We start from the raw sequence: 21,774 nt of genomic DNA on the forward strand, positions 1-21,774 counted from the left end.
CTTTTCATGACAGAGCCGCGCGGATTCCTGGTCGGTGGAGAATGGCGAACAAGCACCGATATCCTGGACGTCCGGTTCCCCTACACGGGGGAGGTTGTCGGCCGGGTCTGCCTTGCCGGGAGCGACGACGTTGAGGACGCCCTCCGTTGTGCAGAACGCGGGTTCTCCCTCACCCGCCGCCTTCCGGCTCACCGCCGCTCTGAGATCCTCTACAACCTCGCCGATCTCATCCGGGAACGGTCCGCCGAACTTACCGGGACGATCATGCTCGAAGCGGGGAAGACCCGCGCTCTCGCCGAAAGCGAGGTCGTGCGTGCACGGGAGACGATCGAGGTCTCCGCCGAGGAAGCGCGCCGGATCGACGGCACGATCCTTCCCCTCGACTGGAACGCGGCCGGGGAAGGGAGGGTCGGCTGCCTTCGCCGGTTCCCGCTCGGCCCGGTGCTCGCGATCACGCCGTTCAACTTCCCGCTCAACCTTGCCTGCCACAAACTGGGACCGGCCATCGGCGCTGGGGACTCCGTCGTCCTCAAACCTGCGTCGGCCACCCCGATCTCTTCGCTGATGCTCGGTGAGATGGCTCTTGATGCCGGCATCCCGCCCGAAGCGGTCAGCGTCGTCCCCTGCCACACCGATCTTGCGGAGCGGATGGTGCGGGACGACCGGGTCGCCTGCGTGAGTTTCACCGGGAGCCCGGCTGTCGGGTGGCACCTCCGGGAGATCGCCGGACGGAAACGCGTCGGGCTGGAACTTGGCGGCAACGCGGCCGTGGTCGTTCACGAAGATGCCGACATCCCCTTCGCGGCTGGCCGCATCGTTGCCGGCGCCTTCTCGAACGCCGGCCAGACCTGCATCGCGGTGCAGCGGGTCTACCTTCACCGCCCGATCTACGAGGAGGCGCTCGCGCTGCTCGTCGAGCGGGCCCGCGCCCTTACCACCGGCGACCCGCGCGAGCCCGGCACCGACGTGGGGCCGATGATCTCGGCGCCTGCCGCGGAGACGGCGTTTGCAAAGGTCGAGGACGCCATCGCAGGCGGCGCGAAGGTGCTCGTCGGCGGAACCCGCGACGGCCCACTTTTCAAGCCGACGATCCTTGTCGACACGACACCGGATATGGCGGTGAACCGGACCGAGGTCTTCGCCCCGGTGGTGACGGTCGCCCCCTACGAGACCTTCGAAGAAGCGATAGCGTTCGCGAACGACACCGAATACGGGCTGCAGGCGGGCATCTTCACCCACGATTCCCGGAGGATCGCGCAGGCGTTTGAGGAACTCCGGGTCGGCGGCCTGGTGGTCAACGACATCTCGACGTTCCGGATGGACCACGCCCCCTACGGCGGGGTCAGGGGTTCGGGCATCGGGCGCGAGGGGCCGAAGTACGCAATCGAGGAGATGACCGAAGAGCGGATGATGATCTTTTCGCCGTAGGTGGAATGTGGCAGTTACTGGGCGATGAGTTCGTACCTGGTATTACTCAAGTTCTGGATATTCTATCCGCCGCATCCTCCGGTCGGCCATGGAACGAACTGCCGCACCCTGCAGAAAATGGAGTTTTTGGCGTAAGGCTACCCCTCGGTCTTGTTGAACTCCACTCGTCTGCTCCAACTGGTCACAACCCAGGGGTACTCTGGGGCACGGCTTTCCACCGGATATCGCCATGACTGCCCCCGCCCTTCGGGGCGGGGAACGACTGCTGGAACAGCAGGAGTTTGAGCACCGAAGGTGCGGAGGAGGAGGCCGGAGGCCGGGCGGGGTGGGGGTTAGATATCTCTTATGAGGTGGAGACAGGGGAGGGGGGAGACCCCCCCTCCCCACCTGACGGTGGTCGAGCTCCGTTCCTGCGGAACGTCGCACTCCCCGTCAGCCCCTCCTCGCACCTGACGGTGCTCACGCTCACTGCGTTCGCGCCTCGCACCTTCGGTGCTCGAACTCCTGCCGTCCCGGCAGTCGTTCCCCCCTATGGCGATAGTCCCACGGTCCACTGCACGGGGTTCTTTCTTTATTTCAGTTGTGTTGTTGCCAGCACTCGAAACCCTTCGGGTTTCTCACGCTCCGGTTCTTCGCACCTGACGGCGCTCACGCTCCGGTTCTTCGCACCTGACGGCGCTCACGCTCCGGTTCTTCGCACCTGACGGCGCTCACGCTCCGGTTCTTCGCACCTGACGGCGCTCACGCTCCGGTTCTTCGCACCTGACGGCGCTCACGCTCCGGTTCTTACGAACCATCGCGTTACGAACCATCGCGTTACGAACCATCGCGTTACGAACCATCGCGTTACGAACCATCGCGTTACGAACCATCGCGTTACGAACCATCGCGCTCCGAACCGTCGTGACTCGCACATAGCGGTGCTCATGCTCCAGCCTTTTGACCCGTCGCACTTTATGTGAGGCACCTATATCGAGATAATCCCTGAAGACCACGATCTCGCCCGCTCCCCGGCGAAGACAGACGGCATACCCTCTACCGGGTAAAACACTCTACAAACCCGAAAAAAAGAAGTGGTGCCGAGGTTACTCGGGCTTGCTGATGAGGGCGGTCTTCGAGACGATCTCGCCGGTCTTCTTGTGGGGCTTCCTGATAACCGCGTCGACACCCTTCTCGAGGGTGCGTGCTTCCTCGCAGAGGAGCATGGCCTGGCGCATCATCTCGTGGGCGCTCGCGACGATCGGGATGTACTTCTCCCACTCCTTCGTCATGAAGCAGCCCTTGACGTTGACGCCTGCAACCGACTGTGCGATCTCGTAGGCCGCACGGGCCTTCGCGAGCGCGTAGGGGTTGCTGAACTCGCCGTCGACCGCCTTGTCGGAGGTCATGACGACCTTCGGGAGCGCGAGGTCCGCGCCCTTCTTGCCTGCCTTCACCTGGTCGATGACCTTGTCGAGCTCCATCTGCATCTTGCGGAACGCGCCGGTGAGGGCGAGCACCTTGACGAGGTTCCCGTTGTAGTCCGCCATCTCGATGGGGTCGAGGAACTCACGGCGGGCGCCGATCATGGCGTCGGCCTTCATGATGATGTAGCCGAAGTTGCTCGCCTTGAGCGCTTCGAACTGCTCCTTCTTGGTGGTGACATCGTCGGTGATGACGATGCAGGGGATTCCGGCCGCCGCGAGGTCTTCACGGGCCTGGGTGGGTCCGGGGAGAACGCCGTTCGGGGAAACGACGATACAGAAGTCCGGGCCCCATGCCTTCATATTGCTGACCACACGCTCGATATCCTCGGGCTGCAGCTTCGTCCCGGAGGTCGCCATGAAGGTGATCATGTCCTCACGGTCGGCGCGCTCATCGAGAAGAAGTTCGCCCATTACACCGCTGGCGATATTTCCCAGTTTTGCAATTCCAACTTTTACAACCACATTAACACCTCTCAAAATTTGAGAACACGATAGTATCGCAAAGTTCTCATATAAACGTTTTGAAATGCCCTGAATATCCCGTCCAATAATGGGAGGGTTAAGGAAAAGTGTTTAAATTTGCACCGTCCATATATATTTGATGAAACAAGGTCTGCTCACCGATCGCCAGAAGGAAGTGTTGCGCTACCGGAAGAAAGGGCTGACGCAACAGCAGATTGCGGAGATCATCCACACCTCAAAAGCCAATGTCTGCACCATCGAAAAAGCTGCTCTCGAGAACATCTCGCGTGCACGCGAGACGCTTGAATTCCTCTACACCCTCGACGCCGTGCATCTCTGTACGCTTGAAAGCGGTCTCGACCTGCTCAAGGCGCCGGAGTACATCTATGCCGAAGCCGAGAAGCAGGGATTGAAAGTCAAATACGACACGATCTCGCTCATAAACCGGCTCCGGGATGCAAACCCCGAGCGGTTCAGGGGGAGGCAGGTCCGCGAGGATGTTGAGATCTATATCAACAAAGACGGCGATCTCTACTTCGGGTGATGCGGTTCATCGGGCGCGCACACGGGCTCCGTGCGGGAGCGGGAGCCCTGCGGGAGCATGCCACGCGGCCACGCACCATGAAGCAACCATTGCAGCCCTTCATTCATCCGCCCGGCCGCCCGGTCGGGCGAACCGGTGCCGCGCCTGCAGCAACGAGGCGTTCTGCGCAAATTCCCGGAAGGCCCGATAACAAGGTTTATATCTCATTTTAAGTAATGTTTAAGAAACCGCTCTGCACGATTCCGTCCGGATCCGGGGGGCAGCCGGCACTGTATGTGCCTCTGATTCCTGGAATGGGTTCTCATATCGCATATATGCGGATTGAGGACTCGCGGCGGGGGTGCAGGAGGTACCAGAGACAAGGTCGAACCCTCCTCACGGAGGGCCGATGTCGATATGGAGTTGTGCTCGTCACAACGGGATGACAGGAGCTGGATCTGATCGAGACGTTGGGCCAACGCCAGTGCAGCGCGCCCGGTTCCGGGAAGAATGTTCCCGGGAGCGTCGAAGAGTCAGGATCTATTGGCGACGACTGGAATGCACCCGGTGCACACCGGGACGGCAGCAGAGAGAACGGTCGAGGCGCACGGAGACGAACGTCTCTGTGACTTCGCGTTCCGCTGCCTCCATCAACTGTTTCCCTTACGCTACGGCAAAATGGCGTGGCGTTCGATATCCCGCCCCATCCGGGTTCGCCAGAGGGCTTACCGTGCCGGTGCGTCCGGTACGGGGCCCGGCGCACGCATCGCGCTGCAGCAAGCCTGCAGTCGATGCCTCACGCTACAACGCACGAAGGGTTGATTGAAAAATGCCGAAGATAAACAGACCACGCAGAGGATCCCTCGCATACAGCCCGAGAAAACGGGCAAAAAGCCCGGTTCCGCGCTACGGCTCATGGCCGGAGTACACGGGAGCCCCGGCCGTGCAGGGATTCGCAGGGTACAAGGTGGGAATGACCCACGTCATCATGGTCGATGACCACAAGAGCAGCCCCACCGAAGGCAAGGACGTGATGGTGCCGGTGACCGTGGTTGAGGTTCCGCCCATGCGGGTGGCCGGCGTGCGCGCATACGGTGAAGATACCTACGGAAAGCACGCGCTGACCGAAGCGTGGACGACCGATCTCGACGAGGAATTGTCCCGCCGGATCAACGTCCCGAAGAACCACGACACCGCCGCTGCCCTCGAAGCCGTCAAGGCTGCCGTCGGCGAAGGCAAGGTCTCGGAACTCTACGCTCTGGCCTACACCCGGCCGATGGAGCTCACCGGCGTCCCGAAGAAGGTCCCCGACCTGATGGAGATGCGGATCGCCGGCGGAAGCCTCGAAGACCAGATCGCCTACGCTGCCGAGATCCTCGGAAAGGAGATCACGATCTCCGGGAACCTCGAGGTCGGCGAGTACGTCGACGTGACCGCCGTCACCACCGGTAAGGGCACGGAAGGTCCCGTCAAGCGGTGGGGCGTCCAGGTCCGGAAGCGGAAACATTCCCGCGGCGGCAAGAAACGGCACATCGGCAACCTCGGTCCCTGGCATCCGCACCACGTCAGGTGGCAGGTGCCCCAGATGGGCCAGATGGGTTACCAGCAGCGCACCGAGTTCAACAAGCGGATCTTAAAGATCGGCGCCGACGGCGACGAGATAACGCCGGCAGGCGGGTTCCTGCACTACGGTCTCGTGCGCGGGCCCTACGTGCTGATCAAGGGTTCCGTCCCGGGGCCGAACAAGCGGCTGGTCCGGATACGGTCCGCGATACGGCAGGGTGAACACACCGTTCGCACGCCGGCGATCAATTTCGTCAGCGTGCAGAGCCAGCAGGGGTGAGCAGCGATGAAGGCACAGGTTCGAACACTGACAGGCGAGATCGCCCACGAGATCGATCTCCCGGAGATCTTTAGAGAAGAATACAGGCCCGACCTGATTAAGCGGGCAGTCCTCGCGCTCCAGAGCACCCGGTTTCAGCCGCACGGAACAAACCCCTATGCGGGCATGCGCACCTCCGCAGAGTCCTGGGGCAGCGGCCGGGGTGCCGCGCAGGTCCCCCGCCTGAAGAACGGCAGCAGGGTGGCCAGGGTTCCGCAGGCAACCGGCGGGCGTGCAGCGCATCCGCCGAAGGTCGAGAAGATCCTCGTCAAAGAGATCAACAGAAAAGAGAAGCGCAAAGCGCTCAGGTCCGCCGTCGCCGCCAGCACGTACCCCGACCTTGTCAGGGAACGCGGGCACCTCTTCGAGGGCGACCTCCCGCTGGTCTTCGAGGACCGGTTTGAAGAGGTCACCCGTACGGGCGACGTCATCGCGGCGCTCACCGCGCTCGGTGTCTATGCCGACGTCGAGCGGGCGAAGGGCAGCCGGAAGGTCCGTGCAGGGCGCGGCACCATGCGGGGCCGCCGCTACAAGCAGCGCAAGAGCGTTCTCATCGTCACCGGCGGCGAACCGCTCCGGGCAGCCCGGAACCTTGCGGGCGTCGATGCCGTGGCGGTTGACCAGCTCAACGCCGAACTGCTGGCACCCGGCACGCAGGCAGGACGGCTGACGATCTGGACGGAATCTGCAATCAGGAGACTGGAGGAGTTCTCATGATACTGAAACACCCGTTCGTTACTGAAAAAGCAACGATGATGCTCGAAGGCGAGAGCAAACTCCAGTTTATCGTGCAGAGGGATGCCACCAAACAGGACATCAAGCGCGAACTGGAGTCGGCCTTCGAACAGGAAGTGGCCAACGTCCGCACGATGATGACCATGAAAGGCGAAAAGAAAGCCATTGTAACGTTTGCGGACGCGAAGGCGGCTGAAGAGATTCTCAGCCGACTGGGAATCATGTAAGGTGAGTGACGATGGCACATAGAATCATAGCACAGAACCGTGGAAAAGGCGGCCCAACCTACCGTGCACCGTCGCACCGGTATAAGGCGGCGCTACGGCACGCAGGAAAGAACGACGCCCTGGTTTCCGGGAACGTCATCGACATCGAGCACGACCCGGCCCGCCACGCGCCGATCGCTCTCGCCAGACTCGATAGCGGTGAGAAGATCTACGTCCTCGCCACCGAGGGGCTCGGTGTCGGGGATACCGTCTCCTGGGGCACGGGGGGCACGGTGAAGAACGGCAACACCCTGCCGCTTGGGGAGATCCCGGTCGGTGCATACGTCTGCAACATCGAAGCGCGGCCGAACGACGGCGGCAAGTTCGTCCGTTCGAGCGGTGTCCAGGCTCTCGTCATCGGCAAAGCCGATGACGGCAGGGTCGGCATTCGGATGCCGAGCGGCAAGAACAAGTGGTTCAACGGTGCCTGCATGGCAACCGTCGGTATCGTTGCCGGCGGCGGACGGGGCGAAAAACCGTTCGTCAAGGCAGGAAAGAAGCACTTCCACGTCAGGTCCTCGTCTGAACGGTGGCCTCGCGTCAAGGGTGTCTGCATGAACGTCATCGACCACCCGTTCGGTGGCGGTGGGCACCAGCACTGCGGACGGCCGAAGACCGTCGCCCGCGGCACGTCCCCGGGGAGGAAGGTCGGACATGTTGCCGCCCGGAGAACCGGCAAGTGGAAGAAGTGAGGGGTGAAGCATGGCAAAGAAGACACAGAAGAGAATGCCGCGGCGCCGCGAGGAGTTCACCTATCGTGGTTACTCCGTTGCGGACCTGCAGCAGATGGCTCTCTCCGAGCTGCTGCCGCTCATGCCGGCCAGGGCACGCAGGAAGTTTGACCGGGGCCTCTCCCGGGAGCACGAGAAACTCCTCGCCGATCTCCGGTCCGGGGATGAGAACATCCGCACCCACCTGCGCGACATGATCATCATGCCCGAGATGGTGGGGAGATCCATTGAGATCCACAACGGCAAGGAGTTCCAGAAGGTGGAGATCCAGCCCGAGGCGGTCTTCCACTACCTCGGGGAGTTTGCACTGACCCGCAGGAGGGTCGCTCACGGCAGCGCCGGTATCGGTGCGACCCGGTCGAGTAAATACGTACCGCTGAAGTGATGGCTATGGCAAGAACAGGTTATTCAGCAACAATTGAGGGCGAGAACGTCGCTCGCGCAAAAGCGAACGAACTTCCCGTCTCTCCCAAGCACTCGATTGAGATTGCCAGGTTCATCAAGAACATGACCACCACCGAGGCAAAGGCATACCTCACCGACGTGGTGGCGCTGAAGAAGGCCATCCCCTTCAAGCGGTTCAACCGGAATGTCGCGCACAAGCGGGGGCTCTCGAAGTGGCCCGCCGGCCGGTACCCGGTCAAGGCGGCAGAGGCCTACATCAGGCTGCTCGAATCCGTCGAGAAGAATGCCGAGTATATCGGCCTTGATGTCGAAAACCTCCGGATCGACCACGCCGCCGCCAACACCGGCCGTGGCCTCCGGGCATTCTTCCCGCGTGCGATGGGTCGCGCGACTCCGAAGCGCAGGGAGACCGTGAACATCGAGATCGTCGTGACTGAGGTGGCGTAATGGCAATCGAGAAGAAATTTATCACTGATGGCGTGCGCAACGTCCGCGTCGAGAAGTTCCTCACGAAGGAACTCAAGCGCGCAGGATACGGCGGCATGGATATCGCCAGGACGCCGCTCGGCACCCAGGTGACGATCTTTGCGGAGAAGCCGGGTATCGTGATCGGGAAAGGCGGCAAGCAGGTTCGCCAGCTTACTCAGGACCTTGCCACCGACTACGATATCGAGTCCCCGCAGGTGGAAGTCCAGCAGGTCCAGAACCCCAACTTCAACGCCCAGATCATGGCGGAGAGGCTGGCAAACGCTCTTGAGCGTGGCTGGTACTTCCGGAAGGCCGGATCGAGCACGATCCGCCGGATCATGGAGTCCGGTGCGCTCGGCTGCGAGGTCATTGTCGCCGGGAAACTGACCGGCTCGCGGTCGCGGACCCAGAAGTTCACCGAGGGTTACATCAAGCACTGCGGTGAGCCCAGCGAGACTATCGTCGAGAAGGGTTACGCGCTTGCGATCAAGAAACTCGGAACGATCGGGGTTCAGGTCAAGATCGTCCCGCCGGATGCACGGCTGCCCGATGCTTTCGACGTCCTTGAACCCGAGCCGAAGAAGGCTCCGGCGGAACCCATCGAGCCCGAAGAGGTCGGTGACGACGTGTTCGAGGAAGAGTTTGAAGAGACCTCCGAAGAGGAGTACGTGGAGGAGGTATAGATGGCAATCTTTCGGGCGCGTGAAGTGAAACAGCTCTCCGACACCGAACTCCTCGAGCAGGAGCAGAAACTCTCCCTCGAACTGATCCAGGAGCGCGGCAAGGTCAGCGCCGGCGGTGCCACCGAGAACCCCGGGAGGATCCGCGAGGTCAGAAGGACGATTGCGCGCATCCGCACCGAGCAGAACGCACGGAGGAGCGCATGATCTCTCCCCAGAACGTCCTTCGGCACGAGTTGATCGGGCTGGACGTTCTGGTAGTTCGTGCGAGCAACCCGGGTCATGCCGGGGTATCCGGTCGCGTCACTGATGAGACCCGAAATACCCTGGTTATCCTGACCGGGCGGGGAGAAAAGCAGATACCGAAACGGTTCAGCGTGTTCCGCTTCCGGCTTCCCGACGGCACGACCGTCGACGTCGACGGGTCGAGCCTGGAGACTCAGCCGGAACGGCGGATCGGCATGCGCATCAGATAAACGAGGATGAATAATGGCACGAAACATTGGGTTGGACGTTCCCATTCCGGAAACGGAATGTGAGGACGTAAATTGTCCGTTTCATGGCACTTTGCCGGTACGCGGCCAGGTGATTACCGGCAAAGTCGTGAGCGACCGTATGAACGGTACCGTCGTGGTGGAGCGTGAGTTCCTCCACTACGTCAAGAAATACAAGCGGTACGAGAAACGCAGATCCCGGTACCATGCCCACAGCACGCCCTGCATCAACGCCGGCGTGGGCGACGTGGTCCGGATCGCGGAGTGTCGTCCGCTTTCAAAGACAACGAACTTCGTTGTGGTCGAGGTGATGACGGAATGAAGGCGATGCAGGCAAAGATTCCGCGCGCCCTCGCCACCGGCTCCAGGATGGTCTGCTCCGACAACACCGGCGCACGGCTTGTGGAGGTCGTCTCGGTCGACCGTTACCACGGTGTCCGGCGGCGGCAGCCCTGCCTGGGCCTCGGCGACGTCGCGACCGTGAGCGTCAAGAAGGGCACCCCCGACATGCGGCGGAAACTCGAGAAGGCAGTGGTCATCCGGCAGAAGAAGGAGATCCGCCGCCCGAACGGCATCCGTCTCTCGTTCGAGGACAATGCCATGGTGCTCATCAACGAGCGCGGCGAGCCGAAGGGAACCGAGATCAAGGGGGCTGTCCCCCGCGAGATCGCGGAGCGTTTCCCGAAGATCGCCTCCATGGCGACGACAATCGTGTAAGGTGTGGTAAGAATGGTACGCATAGTTAGCAAACAGCCGAGAAAACAGCGCAAGGCGCGTTACAACGCACCGAACCACACCCGGGGCCGGTTCCTCTCCGCAGCGCTCTCCCCCGAACTCCGTGGGAAGTACAACTCCCGGAGAACCCGTGTGGTCAAGGGCGACACCGTGAAAGTGCTCCGTGGAGACTTTGCCGGCGACGAAGGCGTCGTCGATGCGGTGGACATGAAGGCGTGCCGGCTGGTCGTGCACGGCGTGATGGTGACGAAGGCGGACGGAACCGAGGTTCCCCGGCCGGTCGATCCCTCGAACGTGCAGATCACGAAGCTCAACCTGAAAGATAAACTACGTGAGGAAAGGCTCGGAGGCGGAGCATAATGTCAAAGTATCTCAAGCGGCTGGTAGCCCCGGGCTCCTGGCACATCCCGAAGAAAGTACAGAAATTCGTCATGAAGACCGCCCCCGGCCCCCACAACGCCGGCGCTCTGCCGGTCGGGGTCTGGCTCCGCGAGCACATCGGTCTTGCACAGAACGCGAGCGAGGTCAAAAAGATCCTGCACCAGCGGGACGTGCTCGTCAACGGACGGGCCTGCAAGGACTCGCGGATGGGCCTCGGTGTCTTTGATATCGTCTCGATCCCGAAACTCGGGAAGCACTACCGGATCCAGCTCGATGTGAAGGGCAACCTGGTCGCAATCGAGATCCCGGCGGAGTCCGCAAAGACCCGGCTCTGCAAGATCCGGAACAAGACCACGGTCAAGGGCGGCAAGGTGCAGCTGAACTTCGCGTTCGGTGCAAACGTCCTCGCCGACAACACCTACAAGGCAAAGGACTCCGTCGTCGTGACCCTCGGGACGGACGGCGAAGACCGGTTCAGGATCGTCGACCACTTCCCCTACGCGGAAGGCAACGTGGCCATGATCGTCGGCGGAAAGCACTCCGGCAAGGTCGGCAGGATCGTCGAGATCATCAGGACGGCAAGTTCCGTCCCGAACCATGTCATCCTCACGGACGATTCGGCCGGCGAGCGGTTCGAGACCATCGAGGAGTACGTCTTCATGGTCGGCCGCTCCGCGATAGCACCCGAACTGGAGGCCTCGGCATGACCGCGATGAAGGATATCTACATCGACAAGGTCGTCGTGCACATGGGTGTCGGAGAGAGCGGCGAGCGGCTGGTCAAGGCGGAGGATCTCGTAAAACAGATCACCGGCCAGAAGCCCGTCCGCACGATCGCGAAGCGGACCCAGCCGGCGTTCGGTATCCGGAAGGGCGCACCCATCGGGTGCAAGGTCACCCTGCGCCGGGAGAACGCCGAGAAGTTCATCACGACCGCCCTCGACATCATCGAGCGGCGGCTCGCACCCTCGCAGTTCGACCGGACCGGGAACGTCTCCTTCGGTATCGAAGAGCACACCGACTTTCCGGGCATGTCGTATGATCCGACAATCGGGATCTACGGCATGGACGTCAACGTGGTGCTCGAGTACAAGGGCGCCCGGATCGCACGGAGAAGCGTCGAGCGCAGGAAACTACCGGCCGACCAGAAAGTGAATAAAGAGGAAGCCATCGCGTTCATGTGCGAGAACTACCGGGTGGAGGTGTAAGGAATGGCAGAAGAGTCAGGAGCGCCTGCAACGGGTGCGAACGTACGGAAGTTCGGCCGCGGCGCGAACGAGTGCCGCATCTGCGGCCGGAAGCAGGGTCTTGTACGGAAGTACGGCATCTACTTCTGCCGCCAGTGCTTCCGCGAGTGGGCGAGCAAGATGGGCTTCAAGAAGATGAACTAGGGGTAGAGAATATGGCACGACTGAATCCAATCGCTGACGCGATGAGCACGATCAAGAATGCCGGAGATGCTGGAAAGGGCGAGGTTATTGTAGAACCCGCCAGCAAGCTTCTCGGCGCAATGCTCCGCGTCATGCAGGAAAACGGCTTTATCAGCGGCTTCGAGTTCATCGACGACGGCCGCGGCGGCCAGTTCCGGGTCCAACTATCCGGAACGATCAATAAGTGTGGCGCCATCAGCCCCCGGTTCCCGGTGGCGATGGCTGATATGGAATACTGGGAGTCGCAGTATCTTCCCGCGAAGAACTTCGGCATCCTGATCGTCTCCACCTCGAAGGGAGTCATCTCCCATGCAGAGGCACGGAACGAGGGGATCGGCGGGCAGCTGCTGGGATATGTCTACTAAAGGAGGGAGATGAGTATGGCAATAACACGACAGGTCGAGATCCCTCCCGGCGTTGACGTCACGCTCGACGGCGGCGTGCTCACGGTCTCCGGACCGAAGGGCACGCTGGTCCGCGACATGCGCTTCCCGCAGATCGACCTCATGGTCGAAGGCGGCGAAGTCGTCGTCTCCACGGCATCCGAAAAGAAGCGGATCCTTGCCATGACCGGCACGCTCGAGGCCCATGCGAAGAACATGATCCGGGGTGTCGCCGACGGCTACGAGTACCGGATGAAGGTGGTCTACAGCCACTTCCCGATCCAGCTCAAGCAGCAGGGCAACCGCCTTGAGATCACCAACTTCCTCGGCGAGAAACAGCCCCGGATCGCAAAGATCATCGAGGGCGTCACCGTCAAGATCGGAAACGATGAGGTGACTATCACCGGTATCGACAAGGAGAAGGTTGGCAACACGGCCGCAAACATCGAGCACGCGACCAGGATCACGAAGCGCGATCCCCGGGTGTTCCAGGACGGCATCTACATCACCGAGAGGGTGTGAAAACAATGGATGAAACAAGAAGACTGATCCGCGTCCGCACCCGGCACAACAAGCCTGCCTTCAAGAGGCGGGGCCTTCACCGCAAAGCGAAACTGGCAGATGTCTGGCGGCGTCCGCGCGGTCTGCACAACAAGCAGAGGCGGCAGTTCAGTGCGAAGGGTGCCCTCCCCCGGCCGGGATACGGAAGCCCTGCCGCAGTTCGCGGCATGCACCCGAGCGGCTATGCGGAGGTCCGGGTCTTTACACCGGCGGATCTCGTGGAGCTGAACCCGGAGACCCAGGCCGTCCGGATCGCCGGTTCCGTAGGCAACAGGAAGCGTGGAGCGATTCAGGAACGGGCTCTGGAACTCGGGCTCAAAGTCCTGAACGCAAAAGACCTCACTCCCGTGGCTGAGGCACCTGCCGCAACCGAAGAAGAAGAGGTGAACGAGGATGAGTGATCTCGCCAGCCAGAAGCGAATAGCGGCCGCCATTCTCAAGTGCGGGGTCAACCGTGTCTGGTTCGATCCCGAGCGTCAGGCCGATATCGAGGGAGCGATCTCGAGAAACGACCTGCGCGAACTTATCGGGGAAGGCGCGATCAGCGCGCACCCCGTGAAGGGAAACAGCCGCGGCCGAGCCCGCATCCGGATGGCAAAGCGTTCCTACGGCCACCGGAAAGGTCCGGGGCGGAGGAAGGGTGCTGCCGGAGCACGCGGTTCCAGCAAACGGTCATGGATCAGGAAGATCCGTGCACAGCGCCGCACTCTGCGCGAGATGCGCGAAGAAGGTACAATCGAGAGGAGTCTCTACCGCCTGATGTATCGGCGGGCTTCCGGAGGTCAGTTCCGGAGCGTGGCGCACCTTGAGGCTCAGATTGAGATAACGGCAGGGAGGATGAAATAATGGCAACCGGCCCAAGATACTTCGTGCCCTTCCGGAGAAGGCACGAGGGCAAGACCGACTACTACAAGCGGATGTCGCTCCTGTCGTCGGGAACACCGAGAATGGTCGTCCGGAAGACGAACCGGCAGATCATCGTACAGCTGGTCGTTCCCGAGGTCGAAGGAGATAGCACCCTGGTGGCCGCATACTCGGCGGAACTCGCCGGCTACGGCTACGAGGGATCGACTGCGAGCACCCCGGCCGCCTACCTGACCGGAATGCTCTTCGCGGTAAAGGCGCTGAACGCGGGGTATGGCGAGGCAATCCTCGACATCGGGCTCGCCCGGGCAAAACCCGGAGCGCGTGTCTTTGCCGCTCTCAAAGGAGCGGTGGATGCGGGTCTCGACGTCCCCTACGGCGAATCGATCCTCCCCGATGAAGAGCGGCTCAAAGGTGCCCACATCGCGGAGTATGCTCCCGAGCGGGCGGGCGACCTGGTAACGAATGTAGAGGCTGTGGCTCTGGCCATCAAGAAGGAGCTGGTGTGACATGGCATACGTACAGGAAGAATGGATTCCGCTCACCGGTCTCGGGCGCATGGTCGCCGCAGGCGAGATCACCAGTATCGATGAGGTGCTCGCGAGCGGCAGGCCGATCAAGGAGCCCCAGATCGTCGATCTCCTCCTGCCAGACCTGGAGGACGAGGTGCTGGACATCAACATGGTCCAGCGGATGACGGACTCGGGTCGCCGTGTGAAGTTCCGCACCGTCGTGGTGGTCGGCAACAGGAACGGCTACGTCGGGTTCGGCCAGGGGAAGGACGTCCAGGTCGGCAACGCGATCCAGAAGGCAATCGTAAACGCAAAACTGAATCTGATCAAGGTCTCCCGCGGCTGCGGCAGCTGGGAGTGCGGTTGCGAGACCGCTCACTCGATCCCGATCGAAGTGACCGGCAAGGCAGGGAGCGTCAAGGTGACGTTGAAGCCCGCCCCGCAGGGTATCGGTCTCGTGACCGGGGATATCCCGAAGAAGGTTCTGATGCTTGCAGGCATCAAGGACGTCTGGGCGTTCAACCGGGGACAGACCCGGACGACCATCAACTATGCAAAGGCGACGTTTGAGGCGCTGAAGCAGACGAACATGGTTCGGATCGGAGGGACGGAGTGATGTACGCGGTAGTACAGGTGCGTGGTGTGGTCAAGACCAACCACGAGATCAAGGACACCTTGAAGATGCTCCGCCTGCACCACGTGAACCACTGCGTTCTGGTGCCCGACACGCCGGCGTATCTCGGCATGATTCGCAAGGTGAAGGACTTCGTGGCGTACGGGGAGGTTGACAAGGATACCCTGGCCACCCTCCTGCGCACCCGGGGCAGACTGACCGGGGACGAGAAGCTGACCGATGAATACGTCCGCGCGCATACCCCGTATGCCGACATCGACGAGTTCGCGGCAGCGCTCTGCGACGGCGAGATGAGTTTCCGTGATCTGGTGGAGATCAAACCGGTGCTGAGACTGCACCCACCTCGAAAGGGCTATAAAACCATCAAGCGAACCTTTCAGCAGGGTGGAGCTCTCGGCTACTATGGTCCCCAGATCAACGATCTCCTCTACAAGATGAGGTGAGACAGATGCCCGTAAACAAGAGATCCAAATACAGGGGTTCACGGACCTGCGGCGGCGGTACGCACAAGAACCGGCGTGGCGCCGGCAACAGGGGTGGACGGGGTAGAGCCGGGCAGCGCGATCACCGCTTCTCTCACTTCTACCTGAAGGGCGAGATAGCCAACGGCAAGCACGGTTTTGTCAGCAAGACCTCCGAGCCGGTATCTGCTCTCGATGTCGGTGAGATCGATCAGATGGCTGAAGCGCTGCTTCGTGAAGGGCTTGCCACCCAGGAGGGCGATCTCATCGCCCTCGACGCCGCCGAACTCGGCATCGACAAGGTGCTCGGCGGTGGAAGAGTCACCCACAAAATGAGTATCTCTGCCCGGGAGTTCTCGGAACGTGCCCGGATGAAAATCGAGGAGATGGGCGGTCAGGCAACGACCGTCTGATCTTCTTTTTAGGTGAAACCATGGGAGATCTGCTGGATAGATTTGAACCCATCCTTGCAGCGATGCCTGCAGTCAGGGGGCCGGAAGGGCACGTCCACTTCAAGAATAAACTCATGTGGACGCTTGCCATCCTGCTTCTCTACTTCTCATTGACCAACATCGATATCTTTGGACTCTCTCCGCAGTCACAGGATCTTTTCGGAATGTACCGTGCCCTGCTTGCCGGTGCGAGCGGTTCGCTCCTGCATCTCGGTATCGGGCCGATCGTCACCGCGTCGATCGTGCTGCAGCTGCTCAAGGGTGCCGGACTCCTGCAGATCGATACCAGCGAAGCACGCGGGCAGGTCATGTATATGGGCCTGCAGAAACTGCTCATCTTCGTGATGATCATCGTCGAAGCGTTCCCCATGGTCGCGAGCGGTATGATGCTGCCCGACCCGTCGGTGGCAACGCAATTCTTCGGCGGCAATATGCTCACGGTCTCGCTCCTGATCTTCCTCCAGGTCTGCCTCGGCGGGCTTCTGGTGGTGCTGATGGACGAGGTCGTCACGAAGTGGGGCGTCGGTTCGGGTGTGGGGCTCTTCATCGTTGCGGGGGTCTCGCAGGGTCTCGTGAACGGGTTCCTGAACTGGCAGACGGGCACCGATCCCTTCCCGATCGGGTTCTTCCCGCGGCTCTTCGCCATAGGGACCTCGGGAGCGAGTTTCCTCGAGTACTTCGGGACGGACCTGCTCGCCCTCGTCACGACGATCGCCATCTTCATGGTCATCGTCTACGTGGAGTCGACCCGTATCGAGATCCCGCTCGCGCATACCGCCGTCCGCGGCGCCCGTGCGCGGTTCCCGGTAAAGCTCATCTATGCGAGCGTTCTGCCGATGATTCTCGTCCGGGTGCTGCAGGCGAACATCCAGATGATCGGGATGTTCCTCTCGAACGCCGGGATAAACATCTTCGGCGAGTTCCAGGGACAAATGCCGACGAGCGGCCTGATGTGGTATATCGCGCCGATCAACGCCCCGCAGGACTGGATGTGGTGGCTCTCCGATCTCGGACACGCCCCCTGGGAGATCATGTTGCGGATGGGCATCGATGTCACCGTTATGGTGGTCGGGGGCGCAATCTTCGCGCTCTTCTGGGTCAAGACCGCCGGCCTCGACTCGAAGGACGTGGCCCGGCAGATCCAGAGAAGCGGGATGCAGATCCCCGGCTACCGGCGGAGTGAGCAGGTGCTTGTGAAGTACCTCGACCGCTACATCCCGCGGATCACCGTCATCGGCGGTGTGTTCATCGGCCTTCTCTCGGTCGTCGCGAACCTCTTCGGTGTGATCGGTGCGGTCGGGGGAACGGGTCTGCTGCTTGCGGTGAGTATCACCTACCGCCTCTACGAGGAGGTCGCAAGCCAGCAGATCATGGAGATGTACCCGTTCATGCGGTCGTTCTTTGGAAAGGAGTAAGTCCGAAGGCCACGCCGGAGGCGGGGCCGGAGGAGTTGCTCCGGGAGAAAAAGGTGCATCAGCACCTTTTTCGACTGGGATAATCCCTCTTTTGACGGGGTTAACCCATTTCTCCTTCCCCTCAAAACCGCACAGAACCCATTTTCTACCCGGGATCACCCGGGCTCGAAGCAATTCCGAAAGGCATTACTCTTTCAGGCACGGATTTATCTTACAGAGAATGATACCCTAACGGGAGTGATAATGTTGGGAAAGAAAGTTGTCGTGACGGGGGTTCCCGGTGTCGGAAAGACCACCGTCATTAATGGTGCGATGGAGAGGCTGGCGACCGAAGGCGTCGCGTATAAGGCCGTCAACTTCGGCACGTTCATGTTTGAGGTGGCCAAAAAGGAGAATCTGGCCTCGGATCGCGATGAGATGCGCAAGCTCGAGAAAGATGTCCAGAAACGTCTTCAGCAGGCGGCTGCCACGGGAATCGCCGCCATGAGCGGGGAGGCAAACATCATCATCGACACCCACAGCACTGTCAAGACCCCGACGGGGTTCCTTGCGGGGCTGCCCGAATGGGTGCTCCGCGAGTTGATGCCCGATATCGTCGTGCTGGTGGAGACCGACCCCGACCAGATCCTGATGCGCCGGCTCGGCGACGCGTCAAGGGCCCGCGACATGGAAGGATACCGTGCGATCGCCGAACACCAGGAGTTCAACCGCGCAGTCAGCGCGGCATATGCGATGTATACCGGCTGCACCATCAAGATCGTCCGGAACGAGAACTTCCTGCTCGAACAGGGCATCGACGACCTGGTGAGTGTGCTGAGGTAACCTGATATGGTCGACCTGAAGAAGCACGGCCCGACGATCGCCCTCCTCTTTACCATGCTCGTGATGCTCTCGTACAGCGTCGAGTGGATACGGGTGACGGTCGGTTCGGCGATGGATGTAGTGCTGGGCCCGTTCATCGATACTCTCGGCGTGCCGTTCTTCGTCATGATCCTGATCCTCTCGAGCATCACGGGCCTCTACTCCTCGCTCGTCCAGAAGTACACCATCGACTACGAGAAGATGCAGGAGACGCAGGCGAAGATGAAGGTCTTCCAGAAGGAGTTCAGGGAGGCTCAGCTCTCCGGGGACGAAAAGAGGATCAAGAAACTCCAGGGAAGACAGGAGCGGATGATGCAGGACCAGCTCGACATCTCCCGGCAGCAGTTTACGCCGATGGCGATCATCCTCGTGCTCTCCGTGCCGATCTTCTTCTGGCTTCTCCTGCGGCTTCCCGAGATCGGTGCATCGCCCGCCATTGAGACCGGCATCGTGCTGCCGTTCCTCGGTGCGGTCAGCCTCTCGGGCTTTGCGTTCTGGATCGTCCCCGCGTGGATTCTCTGGTACATGATCTGCTCGCTGACGATCAGCCAGGTGATCAGAAAGGCCCTCAACATCGGAGGGCTCTGATGCGGATCACCATCAGCGGCCCGCCGGGGAGCGGCACCACGTCGCTCGCCCGCTACCTCGCCGGGAAGCACGGGCTCGACCTCATCTCCGCGGGAGAGGTCTTCCGCCAGCTCGCGAAGGAGCACGGCATGGACCTCGCCGATTTCGGGAAGTTCGCGGAGAACGATCCCTCGGTCGACCGGATGATCGACGCCCGGCAGAAAGAGATAGGCGAAGCCGCCGAAAACATCATCATCGAGGGCAGGCTCTCGGGGAGGATGGTCGGGAACGCCGATCTCAGGATCTGGCTTTCGGCATCGCTTTCCTGCCGGGCAAGGCGCATTGCGGGGCGTGACGGGATGGACGAAGAGGGGGCCCGGGCCTATACCGAGAACCGGCAGCGATCGGAGGCCACCCGCTACCGGAACTACTACGGTATCGAGATTGACGACCTCTCGCCGTACGATATCGTCCTCTCGTCCGAGACCTTCGGCGTGGACGCCCTCGGCACTATCGTGGACGCCGCGATCGCGTGCCTTGCACGGCAGCAGGCCGCCGACCTCTAAAGCCCCCCCGTCCTCTTTGCTTTTATCTTTTTGATGCGCCGGAGCCGCGTCCATTCCTGCCGTTCCATCTCGTCGCGCTGATTCTCGATGAACCGGCGCGCCTCCTCAAGTTCCGGGATGATCTTGAACTCCAGCGCGTTCACCCGCCGCCGCGTCTTCTCGATATCGTCGAGCAGGTGCTTGATTCCTCCTTCGAGTTCGGCGGTTGCGATGATCGCTTCGAGGAGTTCCTCGTAGGCGTCGGCCGCGTCGTCGATGACCGACGACGTTCCGAGGATGCCGTAACCCCGCTGATCGAGCGTCTTTCTCACCATCACCGGTTCGAGGTCCGGGAGCCGCACCCCGAATACGTTCCTGTGTCCGGTCGTATAGGAGGGATAGGCCTCCACCGAGAGCGCTGCAAGGAGCACTCCCGTCGCCCCCTCCATCATGGCGGCGACCGCTACCATCTCCCGTGCGCCGGCGTACTTCTCTTCGAGTTCCTGACGCTCTCGGGCTGCCTGCTCGGTGAGCCCGACCAGGTCCAGCATCATGCCGTCGAGTTTCATCGATAAAAGCCGGTGTACCCTCTCTGCGAGCGCCATCCGCCGCCTGACGATCAGGAGGCCGGCCCTGGTGGGTTTGATGTCGTCGACCGGCATGATATCTCTCCTACAGGACGATGTACTGCCATATTCGCTCGGGCGCGAGATCGAATGCTTTCCCCCGCGCGATTGCCCGCAGGTTCGCGACCTCGTATTTCTTCCGCTCCAGGTAGGCAAGCACCGGCAGAACCGAGAACGGGTGCCGCCGGGAGAGCGCCTCCAGATGATGGAGCCTGACGCGGGTGACCGCCATCTCGACCTCGTGAACGGGCCGCCTGCGCCGGTGCCATCGCTGCCAGACCAGTTCTGCGGCATCGGTGCTCGAGAACTCCGGATCCTGCCTGAGTTCGCGCACCGCCTGGGCGAGAACCGGGACGATGTCGGTCGAAAGAAAGGCGTTGACGAACTCGCCTTCCGTCTCGATGCCGTAGAGCCTTCGGAAGAGGGCGATGGGGATACGGCCGCCGGAGATCATCGTCCGGTCGATGGTCGCGAGATCGCACGCCTCTTCTGCGCAGTGGAGCCGGAGGAGGTTTCTCATGTTGGTGATGTCGATCTCGAACCGGAGGTAACCGTTCAACTCCTGGCACCCGCTGCACCCGGTTGCGGCAAGGCCGAGCAGGTCGGCGTAGTATTGCCGGTACAGTTCGTCCTCGATCCGGGCAAAAACCCCCTTCTCACCGCAGACCCGGTAGTACTCCGCGAGAACCGGGTAGAGCCGCCAGCCCTGGAGTTCCTCGATAGCCTCGCCGCAGTTTGTGACGTTAAGAAGGCGGTCGAGGAGCGTGCCGTCGAGTTCCCCCGCCGGGACGAGGAGATCGCGGATCTGACGCCGGGGTATGTCGTGAACCGTGCCCCGCAGGATTGCCATGACGTTTGCGATGTCCCACCGGTTGAGGTATTCCCCGGTCAGGGTATGCAGGTCGCCGGGAGCGGTCGCCATGGCGTGGCGGAACGATTCTGCAAGGTTGTGGTTCACCGCCTCTTCGATGAGCTGGGCGCCGGAAAAGTCGTGCGCGAGATCCAGAATATGGTGTTTATAATCCTCCCGCCGGCTGAGGTAGCCGATCACCCCCGGGATGCTCATCTGCATGAGCCGCAGGTACTCTTCACGGGGAAGGAGCGTCGTCCTCCTGACCCGGAACCGGGTGCAGGCATAGATGCACGAGGGGGAGGTCACGCCCGGCGCGGGCATGCCCTCCCATTACCGTCCCCCTGCTATAAATCGCACCCGGTTGACCGGGGATGGGGGGCGGCCCCCTTGGAACGTACCGGCAACGACTCCGGGCGACAGGATAAGGTGTCGGCCTCCCCCGGGGAACCGGACGGGAGGCATGTTTGAGGCTTACAGCAGCGGCATGACGATCATCGTCAACAGTTCGCTCTCCGGGTACTCGGGCCCGTTGTAATAGTATTCGTAGACGGTGCCGGCAGGCGTAAGCCCGTTCTTCTCTATCCAGTCCGCCATCTCCTCGTAGGTCGACGCCATCTCTCCATACGCGCCGCGGTGCATGCAGAAGACGACGTTGCTTTCCGGGATGGAGCCCGATTGGATCTTTCCCTTCTCCGGGAGTATCTTCGATACGGGAAACCCCATCTCCACATCGAGATCCTGCATGTCCATGTTGTGATATGCCACATACGGGACGTCCGAGAGGAGCTCCCCGAGTTCCTTCAGGTAATCAGCCATTCTGCCGTACCCCTCACCGATCAGCATCGGCAGATCTTCGACCTTTGCCCGGGTGCGGATCGATATGGTGGGTTGCTCTCGCTTTCGCAACAGTTCGATATTCGATACTCTCGGCATCTTACTCCTCCAACTCTCCCGA

The 21,774-nt window shown here is 61.5% G+C and carries 33 protein-coding genes; 29 read left to right on the plus strand and 4 right to left on the minus strand.

Annotated elements, in window-relative coordinates:
• Positions 1–6: 6 nt before the first annotated feature.
• Positions 7–1,428, plus strand: coding sequence for an aldehyde dehydrogenase family protein (locus tag MEMAR_RS02740; RefSeq protein ID WP_011843402.1), 1,422 nt, complete (start codon positions 7–9; stop codon positions 1,426–1,428).
• 1,085 nt (positions 1,429–2,513) lie between these two features.
• Here MEMAR_RS02740 and MEMAR_RS02745 read toward each other — a convergent pair.
• Entirely contained in the window at positions 2,514–3,356 is an 843-nt protein-coding gene (locus tag MEMAR_RS02745) for a F420-dependent methylenetetrahydromethanopterin dehydrogenase (protein ID WP_011843405.1), read from the minus strand.
• Between the two features lie 139 nt (positions 3,357–3,495).
• On the opposite strand from MEMAR_RS02745, the gene MEMAR_RS02750 reads away from it, so the two are divergent.
• The 28 genes from MEMAR_RS02750 (at position 3,496) to cmk (ending at position 19,361) form a co-directional block, all read left to right on the plus strand.
• Entirely contained in the window at positions 3,496–3,900 is a 405-nt protein-coding gene (locus tag MEMAR_RS02750) for a Tfx family DNA-binding protein (protein WP_011843406.1), read from the plus strand.
• Between the two features lie 808 nt (positions 3,901–4,708).
• Complete coding sequence (locus tag MEMAR_RS02755; protein WP_011843407.1) at positions 4,709–5,722, plus strand: 50S ribosomal protein L3; 1,014 nt, start codon at positions 4,709–4,711, stop codon at positions 5,720–5,722.
• Between the two features lie 6 nt (positions 5,723–5,728).
• Positions 5,729–6,478, plus strand: a complete 750-nt coding sequence (gene rpl4p, locus MEMAR_RS02760) for a 50S ribosomal protein L4 (protein WP_011843408.1) — start codon at positions 5,729–5,731, stop codon at positions 6,476–6,478.
• Positions 6,475–6,723, plus strand: a complete 249-nt coding sequence (locus tag MEMAR_RS02765; RefSeq protein WP_011843409.1) for a 50S ribosomal protein L23 — start codon at positions 6,475–6,477, stop codon at positions 6,721–6,723. Before rpl4p ends, MEMAR_RS02765 begins: the two co-directional genes overlap by 4 nt.
• 11 nt (positions 6,724–6,734) lie before the next feature.
• Complete coding sequence (locus MEMAR_RS02770; RefSeq protein WP_011843410.1) at positions 6,735–7,454, plus strand: 50S ribosomal protein L2; 720 nt, start codon at positions 6,735–6,737, stop codon at positions 7,452–7,454.
• A gap of 10 nt (positions 7,455–7,464) precedes the next feature.
• Positions 7,465–7,878 (plus strand): 30S ribosomal protein S19, encoded by a 414-nt coding sequence (locus MEMAR_RS02775; protein ID WP_011843411.1) that lies wholly within the window; start codon positions 7,465–7,467, stop codon positions 7,876–7,878.
• A 5-nt stretch (positions 7,879–7,883) separates the two neighbouring features.
• Positions 7,884–8,345: a 50S ribosomal protein L22 gene (locus tag MEMAR_RS02780; RefSeq protein WP_011843412.1), complete on the plus strand. Its 462-nt coding sequence runs from the start codon at positions 7,884–7,886 to the stop codon at positions 8,343–8,345.
• Positions 8,345–9,049 (plus strand): 30S ribosomal protein S3, encoded by a 705-nt coding sequence (locus MEMAR_RS02785; RefSeq protein WP_011843413.1) that lies wholly within the window; start codon positions 8,345–8,347, stop codon positions 9,047–9,049. The genes MEMAR_RS02780 and MEMAR_RS02785 overlap by 1 nt, the downstream gene beginning before the upstream one ends.
• On the plus strand, positions 9,050–9,253 hold the full coding sequence (rpmC, locus tag MEMAR_RS02790; protein WP_011843414.1) for a 50S ribosomal protein L29: 204 nt from the start codon (positions 9,050–9,052) through the stop codon (positions 9,251–9,253).
• The gene (gene rnp1, locus MEMAR_RS02795) at positions 9,250–9,522 is read left to right on the plus strand and encodes a ribonuclease P protein component 1 (RefSeq protein WP_011843415.1); all 273 of its coding nucleotides are present in this window, start codon (positions 9,250–9,252) and stop codon (positions 9,520–9,522) included. Before rpmC ends, rnp1 begins: the two co-directional genes overlap by 4 nt.
• Positions 9,523–9,535: 13 nt before the next feature.
• Entirely contained in the window at positions 9,536–9,862 is a 327-nt protein-coding gene (locus MEMAR_RS02800) for a 30S ribosomal protein S17 (protein ID WP_011843416.1), read from the plus strand.
• The gene (rpl14p, locus tag MEMAR_RS02805) at positions 9,859–10,257 is read left to right on the plus strand and encodes a 50S ribosomal protein L14 (protein ID WP_011843417.1); all 399 of its coding nucleotides are present in this window, start codon (positions 9,859–9,861) and stop codon (positions 10,255–10,257) included. The genes MEMAR_RS02800 and rpl14p overlap by 4 nt, the downstream gene beginning before the upstream one ends.
• Before the next feature lie 12 nt (positions 10,258–10,269).
• Positions 10,270–10,635, plus strand: coding sequence for a 50S ribosomal protein L24 (rplX, locus tag MEMAR_RS02810; RefSeq protein ID WP_011843418.1), 366 nt, complete (start codon positions 10,270–10,272; stop codon positions 10,633–10,635).
• Entirely contained in the window at positions 10,635–11,363 is a 729-nt protein-coding gene (locus MEMAR_RS02815) for a 30S ribosomal protein S4e (RefSeq protein ID WP_011843419.1), read from the plus strand. Before rplX ends, MEMAR_RS02815 begins: the two co-directional genes overlap by 1 nt.
• On the plus strand, positions 11,360–11,863 hold the full coding sequence (locus MEMAR_RS02820; protein WP_011843420.1) for a 50S ribosomal protein L5: 504 nt from the start codon (positions 11,360–11,362) through the stop codon (positions 11,861–11,863). Before MEMAR_RS02815 ends, MEMAR_RS02820 begins: the two co-directional genes overlap by 4 nt.
• A 3-nt stretch (positions 11,864–11,866) precedes the next feature.
• Positions 11,867–12,046 (plus strand): 30S ribosomal protein S14, encoded by a 180-nt coding sequence (locus MEMAR_RS02825; protein WP_011843421.1) that lies wholly within the window; start codon positions 11,867–11,869, stop codon positions 12,044–12,046.
• A gap of 11 nt (positions 12,047–12,057) precedes the next feature.
• Positions 12,058–12,450, plus strand: coding sequence for a 30S ribosomal protein S8 (locus MEMAR_RS02830; RefSeq protein WP_011843422.1), 393 nt, complete (start codon positions 12,058–12,060; stop codon positions 12,448–12,450).
• A 15-nt stretch (positions 12,451–12,465) separates the two neighbouring features.
• Positions 12,466–12,990, plus strand: a complete 525-nt coding sequence (locus MEMAR_RS02835) for a 50S ribosomal protein L6 (RefSeq protein ID WP_011843423.1) — start codon at positions 12,466–12,468, stop codon at positions 12,988–12,990.
• Between the two features lie 5 nt (positions 12,991–12,995).
• Positions 12,996–13,430: a 50S ribosomal protein L32e gene (locus MEMAR_RS02840; RefSeq protein WP_011843424.1), complete on the plus strand. Its 435-nt coding sequence runs from the start codon at positions 12,996–12,998 to the stop codon at positions 13,428–13,430.
• A complete protein-coding gene (locus tag MEMAR_RS02845) occupies positions 13,423–13,875 on the plus strand; it encodes a 50S ribosomal protein L19e (RefSeq protein ID WP_011843425.1) in 453 nt (150 codons plus the stop codon). Before MEMAR_RS02840 ends, MEMAR_RS02845 begins: the two co-directional genes overlap by 8 nt.
• On the plus strand, positions 13,875–14,402 hold the full coding sequence (locus MEMAR_RS02850) for a 50S ribosomal protein L18 (protein ID WP_011843426.1): 528 nt from the start codon (positions 13,875–13,877) through the stop codon (positions 14,400–14,402). Before MEMAR_RS02845 ends, MEMAR_RS02850 begins: the two co-directional genes overlap by 1 nt.
• A gap of 1 nt (position 14,403) precedes the next feature.
• Positions 14,404–15,021, plus strand: coding sequence for a 30S ribosomal protein S5 (locus tag MEMAR_RS02855; RefSeq protein WP_011843427.1), 618 nt, complete (start codon positions 14,404–14,406; stop codon positions 15,019–15,021).
• On the plus strand, positions 15,021–15,482 hold the full coding sequence (locus MEMAR_RS02860) for a 50S ribosomal protein L30 (protein WP_011843428.1): 462 nt from the start codon (positions 15,021–15,023) through the stop codon (positions 15,480–15,482). The genes MEMAR_RS02855 and MEMAR_RS02860 overlap by 1 nt, the downstream gene beginning before the upstream one ends.
• 5 nt (positions 15,483–15,487) lie before the next feature.
• A complete protein-coding gene (locus tag MEMAR_RS02865; RefSeq protein WP_011843429.1) occupies positions 15,488–15,913 on the plus strand; it encodes an uL15m family ribosomal protein in 426 nt (141 codons plus the stop codon).
• Between the two features lie 20 nt (positions 15,914–15,933).
• Entirely contained in the window at positions 15,934–17,367 is a 1,434-nt protein-coding gene (gene secY, locus MEMAR_RS02870) for a preprotein translocase subunit SecY (RefSeq protein ID WP_011843430.1), read from the plus strand.
• 243 nt (positions 17,368–17,610) lie between these two features.
• Positions 17,611–18,189 (plus strand): adenylate kinase, encoded by a 579-nt coding sequence (locus MEMAR_RS02875; protein WP_011843431.1) that lies wholly within the window; start codon positions 17,611–17,613, stop codon positions 18,187–18,189.
• 6 nt (positions 18,190–18,195) lie between these two features.
• Positions 18,196–18,816: a DUF106 domain-containing protein gene (locus MEMAR_RS02880; RefSeq protein ID WP_011843432.1), complete on the plus strand. Its 621-nt coding sequence runs from the start codon at positions 18,196–18,198 to the stop codon at positions 18,814–18,816.
• A complete protein-coding gene (gene cmk, locus MEMAR_RS02885) occupies positions 18,816–19,361 on the plus strand; it encodes a (d)CMP kinase (protein ID WP_011843433.1) in 546 nt (181 codons plus the stop codon). The genes MEMAR_RS02880 and cmk overlap by 1 nt, the downstream gene beginning before the upstream one ends.
• Here cmk and MEMAR_RS02890 read toward each other — a convergent pair.
• The 3 genes from MEMAR_RS02890 to MEMAR_RS02900 form a co-directional block, all read right to left on the minus strand.
• Positions 19,358–20,002, minus strand: coding sequence for a V-type ATP synthase subunit D (locus MEMAR_RS02890; RefSeq protein WP_011843434.1), 645 nt, complete (start codon positions 20,000–20,002; stop codon positions 19,358–19,360). The two genes, cmk and MEMAR_RS02890, sit on opposite strands and share 4 nt — an antisense overlap.
• Positions 20,003–20,012: 10 nt before the next feature.
• Positions 20,013–21,140: a V-type ATP synthase subunit C gene (locus MEMAR_RS02895; RefSeq protein ID WP_011843435.1), complete on the minus strand. Its 1,128-nt coding sequence runs from the start codon at positions 21,138–21,140 to the stop codon at positions 20,013–20,015.
• 150 nt (positions 21,141–21,290) lie between these two features.
• The gene (locus tag MEMAR_RS02900; RefSeq protein ID WP_011843436.1) at positions 21,291–21,752 is read right to left on the minus strand and encodes a GyrI-like domain-containing protein; all 462 of its coding nucleotides are present in this window, start codon (positions 21,750–21,752) and stop codon (positions 21,291–21,293) included.
• Between the last annotated feature and the right edge of the window lie 22 nt (positions 21,753–21,774).

This window comes from Methanoculleus marisnigri JR1 (assembly GCF_000015825.1).
GTDB classification, from domain to species: Archaea; Halobacteriota; Methanomicrobia; order Methanomicrobiales; family Methanoculleaceae; genus Methanoculleus; species Methanoculleus marisnigri.